Here is a 19,589-nt window from a genome sequence, read left to right as displayed (position 1 = left end):
AAATCTATCTGCAATTTAATTAGAAGCACTTAAGTAGCTGGTTATAATTAAATTAAAAATGGATTTTAGGTTCGATCCCTCCTTGATAAGGTAGGGTTGATTCATGAATCAACCCTACCCTTAATAACGGGAGTGTCTGATAATTTTTAACGCCTACCTACTTACTTATAATTATCTGCGAAAAAAGTTTAGTAATTTCACTGCAATTATAACAGGATTGTCGATGACTAATTTAAAAAAATGGCAAATTATTAAATCTGAGCTAGTTTTTCATAATCGTTGGTGTCAAGTCCGTCAAGACGTGGTGAAGTTGTCCTCTGGACAAGTTATCGACGATTATTTTGTTAATATTCGTCCTGAAATTGTGTTAGTTGTTCCAGTTACTGGGGATAATCAATTGGTTTTTGTTCGTCAATATCGTCACGGAGTTAAGGAAATTTTATTGGAATTTCCCGCCGGAGCAGTAGATGCGGGTGAAGATAATATTACTGCGGCAGCGCGTCGAGAATTCGAGGAGGAAACTGGTTATCAAAGTGATTCTCTAATACCTCTAGCTGTTTTGTATGATAATCCCGTTAAAGATACTAACAGAATTCACATTTTTTTGGCTCTTAATGCTATTTCCACCGGTCAACAAAAGTTAGATGTTACCGAGGAAATTGAAGTTATTCTTCGACCTTTACAGGAAATTAATCCCCAAGAAATTACCGTCTCTGGTAGTTTAGCTGCTTTCTATTTAGCGAGGGATTTTTTAAAGCAAAATTAAGGAGTTATAGCGGTTATATTAATAGGTAGGTAGGAAGTTTTCGTTTTCGGGAGCCAGTTGTCAGGAGATTATTTTTATTTATTCTCCCCAATTCATAATTCATAATTCATAATTCATAATTCATAATTCATAATTCATAATTCATAATTCATAATTCATCATAATTCATAATTCATAATTCATAATTCATAATTCATAATTCATAATTCATAATTCATAATTCATAATTCATAATTCATAATTCATAATTCATAATTCATAATTCATAATTCCCACTGTCTATGAGTAATTTTTTTATGATTGCTGGCTTTATTCTATCAGCTTATGCAATCGTTGCCAACGATTCCCTACAGACTTTAGGGACTTTTTTAAGTGCCAATGAAGAACGTCCCTGGTGGATTTTATGGCTGTATTCCAGTATAATCTTAGCCTCGATTTTTATCGCTGGTTGGTACATTAATCAGGGAGATGTGGCTTATAATCGACTAGAAATGATTCCCTTACCAGAAAATTTTACTTGGATTTATATCGTTCCTCCCTTAGCAATTTTAATTCTCACCACTTGGGGAATACCCGTGAGTACAACCTTTTTAGTTTTAACAGTTTTTGCTCCCCAATCTCTAGATGAAATGTTAGTTAAATCCGCTTGGGGTTATGCTCTTGCTGTTATAGTGGGGTTAGTCATCTATCGAATTATTTATCGATTAGAAAACTTTTTCCTAGAAACAGTTAATAAAGAACCTCAAAAAATCTGGGTGGTTTTACAGTGGTTATCCACCGGGTTTCTCTGGAGTCAATGGTTAATGCAAGATTTTGCTAATATTTTCGCCTATCTTCCCAGAAAGTTAGCAGCAACATGGTTAGTTTTATCTCTAACAGTTATGCTACTCCTGCAAACCATCATTTTTATTAATCATGGTGGTCAAATCGAGAAAATTGTCACTAGCAAAACTAACGCCCATGATCCGCGTTCTGCAACAATTATTAACTTGATTTATGGCTTAATTTTACTGTTTTTTGTTGGCTATAATCATATTCCCATGAGTACCACTTGGGTATTTTTAGGTTTATTAGGAGGTCGAGAAATTTCTCTGACTTTAACCAGAGAAACCCCTAATTTAGCCGCCACGGGTAAATTGGTTTTAGGGGATGCCTTGAAAGCTTTTATCGGTATGATTGTTAGTGTTGCTATCGCTCTTGCTTTACCTCTACTCGCTCAAAAACTTAACTATCTATAGGGAATTATGAATTATGAATTATAAATTATGAATTATGAATTATAAATTATGAATTATGAATTATAAATTATGAATTGGGGAGCTTTTTTTCAGTTATCAGTAAACAGTTAACTGAAACCTGACATCTGATAACTGATATTAGTGGTTGTACCGCATAAGATTAAGAAAAGGTCTATTTTCAAAACTTAAGAATAACAAGATTGAGGAGATAGGCGATCGATTGACGCTCCGGAGTGATAAAGTTTTCTATTACTGATAATCTCGAAATTATCATTCAACCAGATTAAAGATGCTTCTGTGACTAGACCTTCTTCAAGAGTGACTAGGGAAAAATTGCGAGATTTACCCCTATCGGAGTGGAGAATGCGAGGGACACTCGCAGCATTTAGATAAACAGTTCCCATCTCGGAAGTGACCACGGGATTGCGTAAACGGGAAGTAGTATGACGGAGACGGTGGTGCATATGACCGAAACTGACGAGAGGAACCTGTTTTCCTAATAGCTGTGCTTGTTCGATGGCCGCTGCTAAATCCGGATCCCCGTGGTCCCCTCCCAAGGGTTGCCAATCGCGACCACAGATAGCTTCCGCTTCCTTTCCTAGTCCAGCCGGACCATTGTGAGCTAAAAAAATCAGGTTATTATAGGCAGTATCTTGAATATTAGCGATAATTTTGGCAGTAGATTCGGCAAAACTGCTGATATTATAGCGTTCTTGCAAAAATTCTCCATTTTTCCACTCGGATCCCCCCCAAGTAAAGGGACGACCCCCAACAATCGAAAGCTGTAAACTGGGTAGGTCTAGTTTTGAGTAACCCACATGGGCAACCCCTAATAATTCTAACTGAGCGGTGACACGATCTTCTTTATCGCGATCGTAGGGACATTGTTTTCGTCCCCAGGGGGTGGCGCTATACCAAGCGTCATGATTACCGAGAATAACGGCTTTTGGTAAGGACAAACTGGCAATCCGACCGACAATTTCTAGGGATTCATTGCCAAAATCGCCGACAAATAGGGCTAAATCCACTTGTAAAGCTTCTAAAGCTAAATTATCTTCTATTTCCCATTGGTCGTGAACGTCACCGATGACGGCGATTTTATAGCTGCGAGGGAAAGAACTTACCATTACCAGTTATTAACTATCATGTACCAGTAATGATCATAACTAGGATTGGCCGAATAAATCTAAAAACCTTGTCGGATAATATCTTGAGGCTTTTTTGAAATCAAAAAAGTGCCGGTCATTGGCGTAATCGGCTCAATTTGGTCGAAATATCTAGAGGAAATTTTGGGCGCAATAATATTATTGTAGGGGCGAATTGCATTCGCCCTCTTGGAATAACTTCTGCTGCTGACCTATAGGTGAGGTAAAGTCACAAATTAGGAGATGCAGCCGATAATTTTCTGGAGATGTAAAGATTTCAAACAAAGTTACCCACAGTCATCGGTTTTTTTGTAAATTTAGATACAGAATTATCAGGGTGATCTGTGTATGTTCTTACTACAATCTCGCACTACTGCCGTTGTTACTTGCCCCCAAGCAAACACATGGGTACAACTCAGAATGCTTCCCTCTCCATACAGCTTTGATGAAGCTCTACTACTCTGTGAACAGGATCAGGGCCGTTGGGTGGCATGGATTCCCGATTTTGGCGAAATTATCTTGATCGAAGGACAATTTGAGGGATAAACTAACTCTTGCTAACAATTAAAGCAGATAAACAGCGATCGATCACTTGTTTTAATACTAGAGCCGTCCAATCGATATCGGCGGCGCTGGTGTCCCTTCCCAGGGTTAAACGAATTCCCGCTAGTGCCTCTCGATCGCTGTAGCCCATAGCTTTTAAAATTGGACTAGGGGAAAGTTTGCCACTATGACAGGCGGATCCGGAACTAATGCCGATTCCTGCTAAATTAAGCTGACGAACTAGCTGTTTTCCCGTGATGTGACTGTCATCGTCCGGACGGACAATAAAGCTGACGTGGTGGGGTAAACGATAGAATCGGTCCCCCGTGGGCAGCAGATAAGGATAATCGGCTAAGAGGTCAAATAATCGATCTCGCAGGGCGATTAAACGCATTTTTTCGCTAATTAAGTCTTTTTGGGCTAATTCGGCCGCTAAACCGAAAGCGGCGATCGCTGGTACGGCTGGGGTTCCCGATCGCAGGCCTTTTTCCTGACCACCGCCCCGCAGTAATGGTAAAATATCAACACCGGCTCTGATGTATAAAGCCCCCGATCCTTGCATTCCATAAATTTTATGGCTGGAAAGAGATAATAAATCTACGGGCAGTTTCCGCACATCAATATCGCATCTTGCCGCCACCTGCACCGCATCGGTGTGAAAAAGAACTCCCCTTTCTCTGGCAATGCTGCCCAATTCTTCAATCGGTTGTAGGGTTCCCACCTCACTTTGTCCGTAAATAATGGAAATTAAGACCGTATCGCTTTGAATTGCGGCTTTTAGGTCTAAAGGATTAACCCTACCTTGACGATTGACGGGAAGACGAGTAATTTGCCAACCTTGCTGCTCTAATTGTTTACAGGGTTCAGCGATCGCCGAATGTTCCACACTAGAAATAATTATATGACGGGGGCGGTTATACTGTTGAGCAACCCCGATAATCGCTAAATTATCGGCTTCCGTGCCGCCAGAAGTGAAGATAATCTGGTCTGGATTGGCATTAATTAACCCTGCTACCTCTTCTCTGGCCATTTCGATGACTGTCGCCGTATCCTGTCCCCAAGTGTGTAAACTGGAGGGATTGCCCCAATGATGCCGGAGAATAGTGGCAACCCGCTCGATCACTTGGGGATGAGTGGGGGTAGTGGCACTATAGTCAAGATAAATTTGCATTATTTTACAATCTGAGAAATGAGAGTCAAGAAAGGCAGCTATTCTCAGTTTAGCCGTTTAAGAGATTAGAAAGCGGGTTTCTTTAAGAAACCCGCTTTCTGGGTTGATGATGAAAAACCCGCTTTCTGAGTTGTTGGGAAACCCGCTTTCTGGCTTATACTGAACTTCAGAGGGTTTACAGGGGTTAAGTTATGACAGGAATTGAAACAACCATTGTAACGGCATTGACTAATAATTTTATTGGCCAAATGATTAAATCGGGGTGGGAGGGTATTAATAAAAATGAGTTATTGAATAAAGATGTCGGACAGCTTTTCAAAGAGGGAAAGTATCTTTTTTTACGGGAATATACTCAACGTTACTGGGATCGGCACGGCATGATTAAGGTTTTAAAAATGTCTAAGCCTATGGATTTGGAGTCAATTTATGTTAATGTCAAATGTTTGGGGAATTTAGTCAGGGATTATTATGATGAAAATTTAGAAAATAAATACCGTGAGAGTAAGCAGCGACGGTTTAACTTTAGGGATGATGGTAAAAAAGATGGTTTACTTTTGGCTAATCAAGAACAATATTTAATGGTACTTGGTGATCCTGGTATTGGTAAATCTACATTTTTGCGAAAAGTTGGTTTAGAAGCTCTCAAGGGAAATAAAGACAGTTATCAGCATCCTCTAACACCTGTTTTACTGGAGTTGAAAAACTTTAAAGAAAACGAGATTAATATTCAGGCATTAATTGAAGAGGAGTTTAAAATCTGTGGTTTTCCCAACGTGGAAAAAAATATTAGCAATAAACTAGAAAAAGGGGAATTACTAATTTTATTAGATGGTTTGGATGAAGTGCCAACAGCTAATGTGAATAATGTAATCGAGAAAATTAAAGATTTTGTAGATAGGCATTATAAAAATCGTTTTATTCTCTCCTGTCGCACTGCTGCTAGAACTCATCTTCGACGATTTACCGATATTGAAATTGTCGAATTTGATGATCAGCAAATTCAAAGTTTTATTGAACATTGGTTTAGTTCGGAATTAGATCGGAAAAATGAGACGGCTAAAAATTGTTGGGAACTGTTGCAAAAGGAGGAGTATAAAAGTGCAAAAGAGTTAGCTCATACACCGTTATTGTTGACTTTTTTGTGTTTGGTTTATGATGAAAATCAATCTTTTCCCACAAATCGCAGTCGCCTTTATCAAGATGCGTTACGAATTTTATTGGAAAAATGGTCAGCCGAAAAACGTTTACCTAATCGCGGTTTAGTTTATGAAAATCTCAGTATTGAGCAAGAAGAAATTTTGCTATCTGAAATTGCTTATCAGAATTTTGTAGCAGATAAACTTTTTCTAGAAAAACGAGAAGTTGTTAAGCAAATTAAAGATCACCTTAAACAAAACTTAAATGCTCCGCAACATCTAGACGGAGAAAAAGTATTAAAAACCATTGAAATTGAACAGGGAATTTTAGTAGAGCGGGCGAGAGATATCTATTCTTTTTCTCATTTAACCCTTCAGGAATACCTGACGGCTCAGTATATCTATGATAATGATTTGATTGAAGAAACAGTTAAGAATTATGTAACAGAAACTCGTTGGCAAGAGGTTTTTTTGTTAGTGGCGGGTTTGATGCGAGGGAAAGCCGATAAATTGTTATTAGCAATGGAGAAAGAAGCCCATAATTATCTTAAAACGCCCCTCGGTCAAAAATTAGTGCCGATTTTGCAATGGGCAGATGAGATGACTAAAGATTCTGTTGATAGTTCGATTAAACCTGTAGGAAGAAGAGCGATCGCCAATTGGCTCGTCATCGCCGCCAACGCCAACGCCAACGTCATCTCCATCGCCGACTGCCTCGACACCATCTCCTCCATCGCCCACTCCAATTTTTACGAGACCTTCTCCATGAAGAACGATGGTCATGATCATCATAATCATACCATCATCTCCATCCGCTTCATCTCCAACGCCCAGAAGATCGCCAAAGCCTATGCCCACGAGTTCGCCTACGGCATCACCATCACCATCACCAACAGCATCGCCGTCGCCAACATTGATGAGTTTGTCCAGTTAGTTAACTTATTGGCTCAGTATCGAATTGTTTCTAAGGTTAATTTTTCCCAATTAAGCGCTGATTTAGAGGCTTTCAAACAAATTATTCCTGATGATAAAGCAAGTAAAAAACAACATGAAGAATTTGCTGATCAATTCTTGAAAATGTGGAATACTGCTTTTAATTTAACGCCTGAATTACTTAATTTATCCACCGACGAAATTCGCGAAATAGACGAGCATTATTTTTATATTAATCGCCGGATTCTCGAATGCCAAAAAGTGGCTGTTAATATTTCCCCTACCGTCTGGCAAGAAATCGAAGAACGAATGCTCCGCGTTCCTTAACTTCTACTTTTTTTCTCAAATCTTGCCTTTCCAATTGCATGAGATTAGCGAATATTAACACTAGGAGGATTGGGAGCTTCAAAAACCTTGCATTACCATTTTTATAGAACACAAATTAGTGCAAAAAGAGGACAACAAAGCCTGAAACTCCCGCTTCCTGACTGACTTCAACAATAAACTTTTTGCCGCAAACCCTATTTATTGGCGGTAAGCTTGACTGCGATGTTCAATCAGCAAGACGATAACTTGAGACTGACTATCATCAACGGTATAGATAACCCGATAGTCTCCAACGCGGAAGCGATACTTCTAGGCAAATTCTCCCTTTAATGCTTTAATTTGAGGGTGATTTTTCGGTGTTTCTTGAACGAGTTTTAAACACTTAGCAATCTTCTTTTTTAAGATTGAATCCGCTTCAGAATAAACTTTATTTGCTTTAGCTGTCAAACGGACTTTATAAGTTATTTCAGCTTTCCCAATCAATGAGGCAACCTGATTGTAAATCCATTTCAGCTTCTTTCAAATGTTCCATAATATTCGGGATTGCTCTAATTTCTTGCGTTGCCTTTTCACTTTCTTTATCTGACAAATAAGCGGCAAATTCTAGAATCATCTTTAAATTTTCTACTGATAGGGTTTGTATATATTGTTGAATCTTTTGCTGCATTAAATCGACCTGTACTAATGTTTCAGAATCTAAAAAATCTTCTGGAGTCGAGGGGAATAATATCCCAATTGATCGGAGGGCGCAAGCTTTGCGCCCCTACAGTAACGGATTTTGTCCACAATGTAGGGGCGAACTGCGTTCGCCCAAAAGGTACATTATCAAAGCGCAAGTCCCTTACCCCACAGTTAACTTTATTTTTGTCCAACTACTTAATACTGCGAATGTATGAAAACGCATCAATTGGGCAAAAGCTCAACGATGCGTTTTTAAGTTCCAAAAACCGCTAGAGTTGTAACCCAAAACAAATTAATTCTGATTAGGGTCAGTGGCTGCGGCCATTTGCATTCTCTGCACCAGATTATCGAGGGCTAATTCTAGATGTAAACCGGCATCTACGGCGGTCCAACCCTGTTCGGTTAGGTGTCGCCATTCAAAGTGTAGGTGGGGACCGGTAGAAAGTCCCGTACTACCCACACGACCGATAACTGCGCCCTGTTCCACCCATTCTCCCGGTTTGACGGTAATTTCCGAAAGGTGGGCATAACGAGATTCTTGACTACCATCGAGGTGACGTAAAATCACCGTTAATCCGTAACCTCCCAACCAGTCGGCGGTGGCCACTTCCCCTGCGTAGGCGGCTAATACAGGTGTTCCCATCGGTGCGCCTAAATCAGTACCCGCGTGCATGGCCCGATTCCCGCTGACCGGATGATTTCGCCACCCGAAAACCGAGGTAATTTGGGCGGGAAGGGCGAGGGGAAAGAGTAAATCCGTGCGTTGAGTTGGGTTAGAATCCGTGGGACTTAAACGGGTGGCCCGCTCATAGGTGGTCGCTTCGCTGATTGCTTCCACTTCTGCGCGAGTCACCGGGGCCAAAGCCAATTTTACGCCATTCCATTCCGGGGGATTGAGGGCTACCACCTGACTGGGAATCACCGTGGGGGCAGCCAGACGTACCGGGGCGCTAGAAGCGACGAGAGTGGGGGCATAACGACCCAGGGAATTATTAGCGATAACCGGCTGATTTCGGGGCTGCCGTCCTACTCGCACGGCTGGATTAGGATTGAGACGCACCCGGGCCAGATTAACCGGGGGTAAGGGTTTGGCCACAGTGCTGACCGGCTGACGACGGGGGGACCGGGCCGCCAGATTACAGCTACCTCCTACCAGTTGACCATTTTGGGCGATGGTTTGGCAACCACTGCGGCGCTCGGTGACAACAACGGAACTGGGGGGGTTAAAGTTTCTGGTATCGATAAAATTATTTTTACCGCCGGCCCGGGGGGCAAGGGTAGGCATATCGGTTTGATGGTTTTCGGGGATAGCCAGACGGGGGGCAGGATTAGTATTTTCTTTGATAACGGGGGCTTTTAGAGTCGGGGCGGCATTTTCCACTACCGGGGTTTCGCTGCCAGTTTCGGAATTAGCGATCGCATTGGGAGCAAGAGTAATCAGACCGCTAATCACTAAACCGAGACCACTGCATAAACTCAGCTTCTTTTTTAAGGATTTTCCTAGAAAAAGTTTCAATATCACCGATGAAGGATACATAGGGCGGCCTCACTTCTCACAGTTTAGTCAAAAAAATATTTAGACTCAATTATAGCCGAGACTAACCCTACCGGCCGGTATATAAATTTCGCTACTGGCATTGTCCGAAGTTAATTTAACTTTTAATTCCCCTCGATCGCTTACCCCGGTTATTATGCCCTGATAGCCCTCAAAAGCTATCTTTTGACCAAAATTGGCAAAAAGTTCTAAATAGGAGGCTAATAGGGCTTTTATGCCGCGATGACAGTAATATTCATAGCCGTATAGGATAGCATCACTGGTGACATCGGTTAATTGAGCGATCGAGGTGATTTTATTGCCAGTAAAAGCCTGTAAATTAATACCGGTGGGGGGGACGGGATTGGCCCAATTGAGGCCTACTCCGATGACTGCTTGCGGGATTTTTTGGCCCTGAATACGGGTTTCTAGGTTAATTCCCCCTAGTTTGCGCCCTAGTAATACTAAATCATTCGGCCATTTGATTTTAACAGGTATTTCTTGACAATTGAGGTGATAAGCGATGCCCCAAACTGTAGCGAGAACGAGATGGGCAGATTTATCCACCTCTAAATCAAGATTTAACGCCAAAGATAAATATAATCCTCCCGGTTCAGAAATCCACTCCCGTCCCCATTGTCCTCTCCCAGCACTTTGTTGACGAGCAGTCACCACAAAAGGCGGATTTTCCCCCGACTCTAATAATTGCCAAGCTTTAGTATTAGTGGAAGGTAATAGCTCAAAGTGATGGATTTTGGGCATAAATGGGAAGTGGGGAGTATCAGCAGCTGCGTGTAAGCATCCCACCGAAAAACTAATGCGCGGGGGGTTTGGGGGCGGCGCCACGCCCCCAACGGGGGGTTTGGGGGGTAGAACCCCCCAAAAGCTTGGATTGAATGATCAAGTGGGAAGTAATGCTAAATCCGTTGAGTATAGGCTACATATCAGGACAGGCAAAAGGCAAGAGGCAAAAGAGGGAATAGATAATCAGTTTTTAATAACCGGATTGAGTATCAAAACTGACATCTGATCACTGATAACTGATCACTGATCACTGATAACTGATTAGGTGCAAGGAAGAGAACGCAGGTACTCACTGAGGTGGGAACGTAAACCGATGCCATGGAAAAGCGGGCCACGACTGCCTAATTCGACAATACTGACAGCGGCCACGGGCATTTCAAATCGATCGCGATAACGGCCCACATCAATACCCATCAGACTACAGAGCATGATCCGGATGGTGGCCTTATGGGAAACGATCAGGATATTGCCATCACTGTGGGTGTGTTCAATTTCCTCCAAAACGGCTGCGGAACGACGGGCGATATCGATACCCCTTTCCCCGTTGGGGGGAGCATTCCAAGCAGGATCCGTCAACCAGCGCACATAGAGATCATGGTATTGACGATCGATATCGTTAGGGTGCATACCTTCCCAAAGACCATAACCGATCTCTTGTAATCCCTGCCGGATTTCTAATTTTAGTCCCACCGCTTCACAGAGGGGTTTAGCGGTTTGAATAGCTCTTTGTAGGGGACTGACGTAGGCTGCACGCCAAGGTAAAGAACGATAGACATCGGCGAATTCCTCGGCCATTTCGATGCCTTCGGCAGTCAAACCGGGGTCATTTTCTGGAGTACCACAGTATCCTCCCGTTTTGCTATAGGCTGTCTGTCCGTGTCGTAGAAAATATAACATCAAGCACATAGTTTTTCAGCAGACCAAATCCGGGGCTTCCCTTGTTACTGTTGACTGGTTAGGTTCCCGCTCGCGAGCGCAGGTCATTGCGGAGGTGAGAGCGATCGCCTATAACTTGAAAGAGGGGACCGTGTTCGGCTAATTCGACGATCGTTACCGAGGCCACGGGCATGGCAATTCGATCGCGATAACGGCCGATATCAATGCCTAAAAGAGAACATAACATGATTCGGATCGTTGCTTTATGGGAAACGATCAAAATATGGCCATCATCGTGATTATGGTCAATCTCCTCTAATACTTCCGAACTGCGGCGAGCGATATCGATGCCTTTTTCGCCCCCTGTGGGAGAATTCCAGCCTGGATCTGCTAACCAGCGCACATAATCATCATGAAACTCCCGATTAACCTCGGCTGCGGTTTTTCCCTCCCATTGGCCGTAGGCAATCTCTTTTAATCCTTCCCGTTTGTGGATGGGAATACCTAAGAGATCGCTTAAAGGGATGGCGGTGGCCATGGTGCGCTTGAGGGGACTAGAATAGATCGCTGTCCAAGGCACATCTCGATAGGCAAGGGCGAAATCCTTGGCCATTTCATAGCCTGCCAGGGTTAGTTCCAAGTCTAATCGACCGCAAAAACTACCCGTTTGACTGGCTGTGGTTTCGCCATGACGCAAAAAGTAAAGTTTTAGACTCATCTTTTGGGTGCATCTCAATATTTGTGACTCTCTCCCACTTATACCGATAAGCAGAAGTTATTAAAAGAGGGCGAAGGCAATTCGCCGCGACAATCATCCTGTGTAAGACAGTACATGGTTTTTTAACTGTGGTATGCGACGGTGGTGGAAGCAGAAACTTAAATCGTGAGGTTTAGGAATCGCCGCACTTTTAGGGCGGCGAGGATGTCAACCTTTTTACCTTTTGTTTCCCAGTAATTCTCTAAATTACCACTATATTTAGGGTTTACTAAAAAAGTTTTTCTAGGGTGTCGGGAGACAAAACGAACACTTTCTATCTCAGTCGGACAGCAAGCTGACTCAGCAATTGAAGCGAAATTCTGCCATTCTCTAGGATGCCATTCTGGGTTAATCTGGGTTTTGTGACAATTTATGGCTAAATTTTAAGAGGCAGTATGGAACGCACTTTCTTAATGATTAAACCCGACGGTGTGCAGCGCAATCTGGTGGGGGAAATTATTCAACGCTTTGAAGCTAAAGGTTTTACGCTGGTTGGGTTGAAAATGATGCAGGTTTCTAGTGAATTAGCGGAAAAACACTACGCTGTTCATAAAGAAAGACCCTTTTTCCGTTCTCTAGTCGATTTTATTACTTCCTCCCCCGTGGTGGCCATGGTTTGGCAAGGAGAAGGAGTAATTGCCTCCGCTAGAAAAATTATTGGCGCCACTAATCCCCTCAATGCTGAACCTGGTACGATTCGCGGTGATTTTGGCATTAGTGTCGGACGCAATCTTATCCATGGTTCCGATGGTCCAGATACCGCCAAAGATGAAGTTAGTCTCTGGTTTAGCGATGCAGAATTGGCTAATTGGACTCCCGCCATCACTCCCTGGGTCGTAGAGTAAATCCCCACTGGAAGCCCTTAGGGGGCAGGGGCGGTCGGCGGTCGGCAGGGGGCAGGAGGCAGAAGATTATTTTTATTGATTCTCCCCACACCCCACTTCCCCACCTCCCCAATTCATAATTCATAATTCATAATTCCCACTCCCCCACTTCGCCACTCTGCAATAACTGCTCCTGCATACTTTGTGCTTTTTGTCAAAAAAACTTTTTTTTTGCAATAAAACTACACAAAAAAAAGATCATCGTTGTGGGTGAAATTGACTGATTTACCTGTCTTAATTAGGATCACCTTGTCGGTGTGGCAAGGGTTTCAACCATTGCTGCCCAAAAAAGCACAAAATAACCCATTATGAAATTCAGTAAAATCGCTGCAACCATTGTAACATCGTTGTTAAATAAAAATCTTTCTCAATTAATTCTTAAGAATTTGTAAATATTGCGGAATGTTAATTTAAATATTCTCAAGTCTTTGGAGTCAATAAATAATTTTTGCTTATCTTTGTCGAACATTGGGTGAGAAGTCAGGAGACAGGAGACAGGAGACAGCTTTTTCTCCCTTCTTCCTGCTCCCTTCTCCCCAATTCATAATTCAGGTTCTTCGTTACTTGGTATGGTTCGATCGGGTGGCATAAATCAACTAAATCCTTATCTGGCAAGAGACTTAATTGATTAGTTAGTTCTAGATCGAAAACAATTGACATAAATCCCCGAATTTCTTTCTATATAAGGTTTTCATCCCTTGTAATCCCATCCATCGCATAACACAAATCGAAGAACCATAATTCATAATTCATAATTCATAATTCATAATTCCCCAATGCCCAATCAAGGTTGGATTTATCGAGATAAAATTAGCAGAAATCAGGCAGGATTAAGCCTATTAGCCTACTATGCGGGCAAATATCCCCATTCTAGCCCAGAAGAATGGCTCGATCGCATTTTATCAGCAGCAATTCTCGTCAACGGTCGTCCCGCTTGCCCCGATACAATCTTGGAAATCGGGCAGCAATTGACCTATCAGCGCCCGCCGTGGACAGAACCGGATGTACCGCTTTTTTTTGAGGTACTCTACGAGGATGCCGAGGTGTTAGTGGTGGCGAAACCTTCGGGATTACCAGTGTTAGCGGGGGGTGGATTTCTCGAACATACTCTTATCCATCTGGTACATCAGCATTATGTCGAGGTCACTCCCTATCCAATTCATCGTCTTGGTCGCGGCACTTCCGGTATAGTCTTAATGGCGAAATCAAAGCCCGCCAGAGCTAAATTGAGTCAACAGATGCGAGAGGGGAAAATTACCAAAATATATCGAGCTTTAGTTGGTCAGGGCGACATACCAGATAATTTTACTATTAATCAAGCGATCGGGAAAATCGCCCATCCCATTTTAGGCTACGTTTACGGTGCGCTCACAGATGGGTTATCGGCCCGCAGTGATGGTCGAGTCTTAAAAAAACATCCCGATAGTACCCTATTAGAAGTACAAATTTTTACGGGCAGACCCCATCAAATTCGCATTCATCTGGCCTTTTTTGGCTATCCTTTAATCGGTGATCCCTTGTATGGCGTGGGAGGATTACCGCGACCGGATGCGGTCCCGGGAGATTGTGGTTATTATCTCCATGCCAATCAAATCCTTTTTAATCATCCCAGTACAGGGGAAAGAATCTCTATTTGTTGTCAGGCCCCGCCGGAATTAGTGGATAGACTTCTTGCAGAAGTCAGGCAACAGAAAGAAGAATAGATGCTTTCAGCATCAGGATTGATTACTTTTTGACTTTTGCAAGAGGTTTAATAGCGCAAATCTCCAAATCTAGCAATATTTAGGGTTGGCTGAATAAATCTAAAAACCTTGTGGGATAATATCTTTAGGCTTTTTTGACCTCAAAAAGTGCCAGCCGAGAGTGATCGGGGCGAAAATTGAGGGACTTTTTCCCTGAAAATTAGGTAATTGACCGTCTGAAAATGGGACCCCACACCCTACACCCCACACCCCACACCCCACACCCCACACCCTACACCCCACACCCTACACCCAGGAAAAACTTTTTGCCGCAGACCCTATTTAAAACCCCCCAAGCCGGATGACAAGCGATCACTAAAAGACCACTTCGGTAATCACACCCTCAATCGCTCCGAAGCGAGAGCGAGAACCTAAGACAATTCGATACAATATTGTCAACAAGCATTAAGCGATTTAAACTATCGATCGAAGGTAAAAGTCCCGAAGTTATCGAAATCTAGGGGGAGACAAAAACAAGCATGGGTAGAGTAGTAGGCATTGATCTAGGGACAACTAACTCCGTCGTCGCCGTGATGGAAGGCGGAAAGCCAGTGGTCATCGCCAACTCGGAGGGCATGAGAACCACTCCTTCTGTGGTCGGTTTTAATAAAGATGGGGAGTTAGTGGTCGGTCAAATGGCCCGGCGACAAGGGGTACTTAATCCCCAAAACACCTACTATGCAATCAAACGCTACATAGGTCGTCGCTACTCGGAATTAAACCCCGAATCGAAGCGCGTCCCCTACACCATCCGCCGGGATGAGATGGGCAATATCAAAATTAAATGCCCCCGTCTGCAAAAAGAATTCGCCCCCGAAGAAATTTCCGCCCTAGTTTTACGGCGATTGGCCGAAGAAGCCAGCCGTTATCTAGGGGAAGAAGTTACCGGGGCCGTCATCACCGTCCCCGCCTATTTTAACGACTCCCAACGTCAAGCCACCCGGGATGCGGGCCGAATTGCCGGGTTAGAAGTGCTGCGGATTCTCAACGAACCCACCGCCGCTGCCCTTGCCTACGGTCTCGATGAACAGGAAAGCAAGAAAATCCTCGTTTTTGACCTGGGGGGCGGTACTTTTGATGTTTCTATCCTGGAAGTGGGTGACGGCGTTTTTGAGGTGAAGGCCACCAGTGGCGACACCCAATTAGGCGGTAATGATTTCGATAAAAGAATCGTCGATTGGTTAGCCAATCAATTTTTGGAACAGGAAGGCGTGGAGCTGCGCCAAGACCGGCAAGCCTTACAAAGACTGACAGAAGCGGCAGAAAAAGCCAAAATTGAACTGTCTGGGGTCAGTGTCACCGATATTAATCTACCCTTTATCATCGCCACGGAAGACGGGCCAAAACACATCGAAACTCGCCTGAGTCGGGCCCAATTTGAGGAATTATGCGGCGATTTAATCAGTCGTCTCCGTCGTCCTCTCAAACGGGCCCTTTCTGATGCCGGTTTGTCCCCCGTCCAACTAGACGAAGTGGTACTGGTGGGCGGCGGCACGCGGATGCCGGTGGTGAAGGATTTGGTGCGGAGTTTTATCGATAGGGAACCCAATCAAAATGTTAACCCTGATGAGGTTGTAGCGGTCGGGGCGGCTATTCAAGCGGGAATTTTGGGCGGCGAGGTCAAAGACGTGCTGCTCCTCGATGTGACCCCTTTATCCTTGGGTTTAGAAACCATCGGCGGTGTGATGAAAAAGTTAATCCCCCGCAATACCACTATTCCCGTCCGCAGATCTGACCTTTTTTCCACTTCCGAAAATAATCAAACTGTGGTGGAAATTCACGTTTTGCAGGGGGAAAGGGAAATGGCCAGCGATAATAAATCCCTGGGACGTTTTAAATTAACCGGTATCCCCCCCGCACCCCGGGGTATTCCCCAAGTGCAGGTGTCCCTCGATATCGATGCTAACGGCATTCTACAAGTCACCGCTAGGGATAAAATGACCGGACGGGAACAAAGTGTCACCATTCAAGGCGCTTCTACCCTCAGCGAAGGGGAAATTAACCGCATGATCGGCGATGCTGCCCGATTTGCCGAAGCAGATCGTACCCGTCGCGAAAAGGTGGATAAACGCAATCGCGCCCGCTCTCTGGTGGATCAAGCCCAACGACGCTTAAAAGATGTTACTCTCGATTTTGGTAATGAGTTCACCCGTTCCTATCGTCGTCAAATTGAGTCTTTGAGTACGGAAATTATCGACGCTTTGGAGAAAAATGATGACCGTCGCATCGATCGCGCCCAGGCGGACCTACAGGATGTTATATATGAACTAAATCGCGAGGTACGCCTACAATACGACGAGGAAGACGAGGGCTTTTTTAGCGCTATTCGCAAGACTTTTACCGGGGATAAGGAAGATGATCTTCCCTCCGAACCGCGTCGCGATCGTTATCGTCAGGATTATCGTCCCAGTACTCCGGGTTATCAAAGCGATTATCGACCCAATTATTCGGCTAATCAAGATAGTTATCGCCCCCGCGATCGGGACAATTACGATAATGGCCGCGATAGCGATTGGCAAAGTCCCCCCCCTTCGGAGGAAAAAAGTTATAACAATAGTAAAAGTAGCCGCAGCGGCGGCAATCGTTCCCGCAATATTCCCCCCCAAAATAACTGGGATGATGACGATGATGATTGGTTTTAATCAGTGATCAGTAAACAGTAATCAGTAAACAGTAATCAGTAAAAAAACAGTGGGAAACTACTATTTAATACTGCTCGCTTAATACATACTGCTCACTTAGAACTCAAATCTGATAACTGATAACCGATAACTGATAACCGATGACTGATAACTGATAACTGATAACTGATAACTGAATATATGCCACAATTAGTTAATTATTATGATCTTTTAGGAGTATCTCGCACGGCCACCAGTGACGAGATAAAAAAGGCTTTTCGACGACTGGCTCGCCAATATCATCCTGATGTTAATCCGGGGGATAAATCGGCCGAAGAAAAGTTTAAAGATATTAATGAAGCTTACGATGTTCTTTCCGATGAAGAAAAACGAGTTGAGTATAATCGTTCCTTGACGGGTAATAAGCGTCTTGGGATACGTCCGTGGGAAAAAGCCAATAGTAACGGGAATGGAAAAATCCCCCGTACAGAACAGGATTTATGGAAGTTTAGAGATTTTAATAACCTTAATACTAAGCGTGCTAAAATTGCCTCCTCTCCCCGTTTAACTCGTCGAGATGTGGAGGCGAAATTGACTTTACCTTTGGAGAAAGCTTATCAAGGTGGCAGACAAAGAATTCGTCTGGAAGATGGTAGATCAATAGAGGTAGATATGCCGGCAGCTATGATCGATGGGCAGAAAATTCGTCTCAAAGGTCAGGGGATTGAAGGGGGTGATTTATATTTAAAAATAACTATTGCTAGGCATCCTTTTTTTAGGATTCAAGGTTCTGATATTGTCTGTCAAGTGCCGATTACTCCTAGCGAGGCAATTGTGGGCGGTTTTGTGGAAATTCCTACCATTGACGGTTTAGTTAAAATGATGATTCCTAAGGGGGTTAGAAGCGGTCAAAGATTACGTTTGGCTAATAAAGGTTATCCCACTTCCCAAGGAGAAAGGGGCGATCAATTAGTGGAAATTATATTAGTTAATCCTCCCAATCCTAGCCCTGAAGAATTAGAACTTTATCAAAAAATACGGGCGATTGAAACTTTTAACCCTCGCCAGGGTTTATAAAGATTATGCTAGGTGGGTTACGGCAAATTTGAATTTTTTTGTCAAAAACATAACTTGTTCTTGCCTAACCCACCCTACACCTAACCCTTAATTCCTGTCTTTTTATGACCAATATAATTGATACAATTAAACCTTTTTATCCCCTAGCTTTCAAGGCTATTCGGGGCAATTTAGAAGGAACACAAAAACAATTATTAAATACTCTCCAAAAAATCGATCGCTCGCGGGGGGAATTTTGGGGACAATGGCTAATCTCACAATTATCAGAATCCCTGAGTTTTAGCGATTCTCGCCTATCTCAAAGCCTCTGGGGGTTAAATTTCCCCAATCCCGTCGGATTGGCGGCAGGATTCGATAAAGACGGTTTAGGGGCAGGACTTTGGCATAATTTCGGCTTTGGTTTTGCCGAGGTGGGTGCTGTCACCCTAGAAGGGCAACCGGGCAACCCAAAACCGAGATTATTTCGTTTACCAAAAGATTTGGCTGGATTAAACCGTATGGGGGCAAATAACCTGGGTGCGCCGGTTCTAGCGGCAACTCTCCAGCAATCTTGGCAACGACAACCCCGACAGATTCCCATCGGTATTAACCTCTGTAAATCGAAAAATACGCCCCTAGAAAAGGCCCCGGAGGACTATTTAGGCAGTTTTCGCTATTTATTCCTCCATGCTGATTATTTTGTCGTTAATGTTAGTTCTCCCAATACTCCAGGTTTGCGTTCCCTGCAAAGTGGTGAACAACTCGATAAAATCCTCGACATTTTACAAACAGAAAATCAAGGCAGAAAACCCCTATTAGTGAAAATTTCTCCCGATTTGGAATGGGAAGATATCAGAACAATTATTGATCTAGCTTTCTCCTATGAGTTAGCCGGAATTGTCGCTACTAATACCACCACTAAACGCACGGGATTAAAAACCACAATTCTGCCTGAAACTGGTAAACCAATCACTGAAGAAGCAGGGGGAATTAGTGGGCAACCTTTGCGGGAACGTTCCACGGAAGTGATCCGTTTTATCTATCGGCAAACCCAAGGCAATTTACCAATAATTGGAGTGGGAGGAATTTTTTCTCTCGATGATGCTTGGGAAAAAATTACCGCCGGTGCGAGTTTATTACAGATTTATACCGGTTGGTTATACCGAGGACCCTGGCTAGTATCAAATATTTTACAAGGATTAACAGAAAAATTAGAGGCTAATGGGTTGACTAATATTAATCAAGCGGTGGGAATTAATAATGAACTTCTGCCAAAAATCAAAAATATTCCCTTAGGGAAAGAGTCACAGACCCGTATTCAGGAGTCAGAATAAGAAAAAGAAAGACATTGTTTACTAGGCTCGATGATTAAATA

At 43.3% G+C, this 19,589-nt stretch carries 17 protein-coding genes and 2 pseudogenes; 9 read left to right on the top strand and 10 right to left on the bottom strand.

The features are described 5' to 3' along the window. The first annotated feature begins 223 nt into the window (after positions 1-223). Positions 224-766, top strand: a complete 543-nt coding sequence (locus LW728_RS02820; RefSeq protein ID WP_287765089.1) for an NUDIX hydrolase — start codon at positions 224-226, stop codon at positions 764-766. Positions 767-1,062: 296 nt separating this feature from the next. Further along, positions 1,063-2,004, top strand: a complete 942-nt coding sequence (locus tag LW728_RS02815; RefSeq protein WP_287765133.1) for a hypothetical protein — start codon at positions 1,063-1,065, stop codon at positions 2,002-2,004. Between the two features lie 185 nt (positions 2,005-2,189). Here LW728_RS02815 and LW728_RS02810 read toward each other — a convergent pair whose 3' ends face one another. Next, the gene (locus LW728_RS02810) at positions 2,190-3,131 is read right to left on the bottom strand and encodes a TIGR04168 family protein (protein ID WP_287765087.1); all 942 of its coding nucleotides are present in this window, start codon (positions 3,129-3,131) and stop codon (positions 2,190-2,192) included. Positions 3,132-3,497: 366 nt separating this feature from the next. On the opposite strand from LW728_RS02810, the gene LW728_RS02805 reads away from it, so the two are divergent. Continuing rightward, the gene (locus LW728_RS02805) at positions 3,498-3,695 is read left to right on the top strand and encodes a hypothetical protein (protein ID WP_002801007.1); all 198 of its coding nucleotides are present in this window, start codon (positions 3,498-3,500) and stop codon (positions 3,693-3,695) included. A gap of 1 nt (position 3,696) precedes the next feature. Here LW728_RS02805 and LW728_RS02800 read toward each other — a convergent pair whose 3' ends face one another. Beyond that, positions 3,697-4,863: a cysteine desulfurase family protein gene (locus LW728_RS02800; protein WP_002801005.1), complete on the bottom strand. Its 1,167-nt coding sequence runs from the start codon at positions 4,861-4,863 to the stop codon at positions 3,697-3,699. A 191-nt stretch (positions 4,864-5,054) separates the two neighbouring features. Between LW728_RS02800 and LW728_RS02795 the strand changes: the two genes are divergently transcribed. Continuing rightward, on the top strand, positions 5,055-7,259 hold the full coding sequence (locus LW728_RS02795; protein ID WP_287765084.1) for an NACHT domain-containing protein: 2,205 nt from the start codon (positions 5,055-5,057) through the stop codon (positions 7,257-7,259). Positions 7,260-7,457: 198 nt separating this feature from the next. On the opposite strand, the pseudogene LW728_RS23090 reads toward LW728_RS02795, so the two are convergent. From LW728_RS23090 to LW728_RS02765, 6 genes and pseudogenes are all read right to left on the bottom strand, one after another. Next, positions 7,458-7,724 (bottom strand): annotated as a pseudogene (locus tag LW728_RS23090) (type II toxin-antitoxin system RelE family toxin). A gap of 1 nt (position 7,725) precedes the next feature. Further along, the gene (locus tag LW728_RS02785) at positions 7,726-7,995 is read right to left on the bottom strand and encodes a hypothetical protein (protein ID WP_353845699.1); all 270 of its coding nucleotides are present in this window, start codon (positions 7,993-7,995) and stop codon (positions 7,726-7,728) included. 237 nt (positions 7,996-8,232) lie between these two features. Next, on the bottom strand, positions 8,233-9,477 hold the full coding sequence (locus LW728_RS02780; RefSeq protein ID WP_287765080.1) for a M23 family metallopeptidase: 1,245 nt from the start codon (positions 9,475-9,477) through the stop codon (positions 8,233-8,235). A 45-nt stretch (positions 9,478-9,522) separates the two neighbouring features. Next, the gene (locus LW728_RS02775; RefSeq protein ID WP_287765077.1) at positions 9,523-10,236 is read right to left on the bottom strand and encodes a biotin--[acetyl-CoA-carboxylase] ligase; all 714 of its coding nucleotides are present in this window, start codon (positions 10,234-10,236) and stop codon (positions 9,523-9,525) included. A 303-nt stretch (positions 10,237-10,539) separates the two neighbouring features. Then, positions 10,540-11,184: a histidine phosphatase family protein gene (locus LW728_RS02770; protein WP_002759710.1), complete on the bottom strand. Its 645-nt coding sequence runs from the start codon at positions 11,182-11,184 to the stop codon at positions 10,540-10,542. 49 nt (positions 11,185-11,233) lie between these two features. After that, positions 11,234-11,872 carry a histidine phosphatase family protein gene (locus tag LW728_RS02765; protein WP_287765075.1) on the bottom strand — a complete coding sequence of 213 codons (639 nt, stop codon included), beginning with the start codon at positions 11,870-11,872 and terminating at the stop codon, positions 11,234-11,236. 434 nt (positions 11,873-12,306) lie between these two features. On the opposite strand from LW728_RS02765, the gene ndk reads away from it, so the two are divergent. Next, positions 12,307-12,756: a nucleoside-diphosphate kinase gene (gene ndk, locus LW728_RS02760; protein ID WP_002800982.1), complete on the top strand. Its 450-nt coding sequence runs from the start codon at positions 12,307-12,309 to the stop codon at positions 12,754-12,756. Between the two features lie 519 nt (positions 12,757-13,275). Here ndk and LW728_RS02755 read toward each other — a convergent pair. Beyond that, complete coding sequence (locus tag LW728_RS02755) at positions 13,276-13,467, bottom strand: hypothetical protein (protein ID WP_285891567.1); 192 nt, start codon at positions 13,465-13,467, stop codon at positions 13,276-13,278. A 104-nt stretch (positions 13,468-13,571) separates the two neighbouring features. Here LW728_RS02755 and LW728_RS02750 point away from each other — a divergent pair, with 104 nt between their 5' ends. Then, entirely contained in the window at positions 13,572-14,498 is a 927-nt protein-coding gene (locus tag LW728_RS02750) for an RluA family pseudouridine synthase (RefSeq protein ID WP_287765073.1), read from the top strand. 124 nt (positions 14,499-14,622) lie between these two features. Here the strand turns inward: LW728_RS02750 and LW728_RS02745 are convergent. Continuing rightward, positions 14,623-14,812 (bottom strand): annotated as a pseudogene (locus LW728_RS02745) (hypothetical protein). 204 nt (positions 14,813-15,016) lie between these two features. On the opposite strand from LW728_RS02745, the gene dnaK reads away from it, so the two are divergent. The 3 genes from dnaK (at position 15,017) to LW728_RS02730 (ending at position 19,548) form a co-directional block, all read left to right on the top strand. Continuing rightward, positions 15,017-17,179, top strand: a complete 2,163-nt coding sequence (dnaK, locus tag LW728_RS02740; protein ID WP_287666553.1) for a molecular chaperone DnaK — start codon at positions 15,017-15,019, stop codon at positions 17,177-17,179. Positions 17,180-17,359: 180 nt separating this feature from the next. Then, positions 17,360-18,235 carry a DnaJ C-terminal domain-containing protein gene (locus tag LW728_RS02735; RefSeq protein WP_002800979.1) on the top strand — a complete coding sequence of 292 codons (876 nt, stop codon included), beginning with the start codon at positions 17,360-17,362 and terminating at the stop codon, positions 18,233-18,235. A 104-nt stretch (positions 18,236-18,339) separates the two neighbouring features. Beyond that, positions 18,340-19,548, top strand: coding sequence for a quinone-dependent dihydroorotate dehydrogenase (locus tag LW728_RS02730; RefSeq protein ID WP_287765071.1), 1,209 nt, complete (start codon positions 18,340-18,342; stop codon positions 19,546-19,548). The last annotated feature ends 41 nt before the right edge of the window (positions 19,549-19,589 follow it).

The organism is Microcystis sp. 49638_E5 (assembly GCF_021300285.1).
GTDB classification, from domain to species: Bacteria; Cyanobacteriota; Cyanobacteriia; order Cyanobacteriales; family Microcystaceae; genus Microcystis; species Microcystis aeruginosa_C.
The sequence above is the reverse complement of the archived record's forward strand: the minus strand, read 5'-3'. Positions and strand labels throughout refer to the sequence as shown.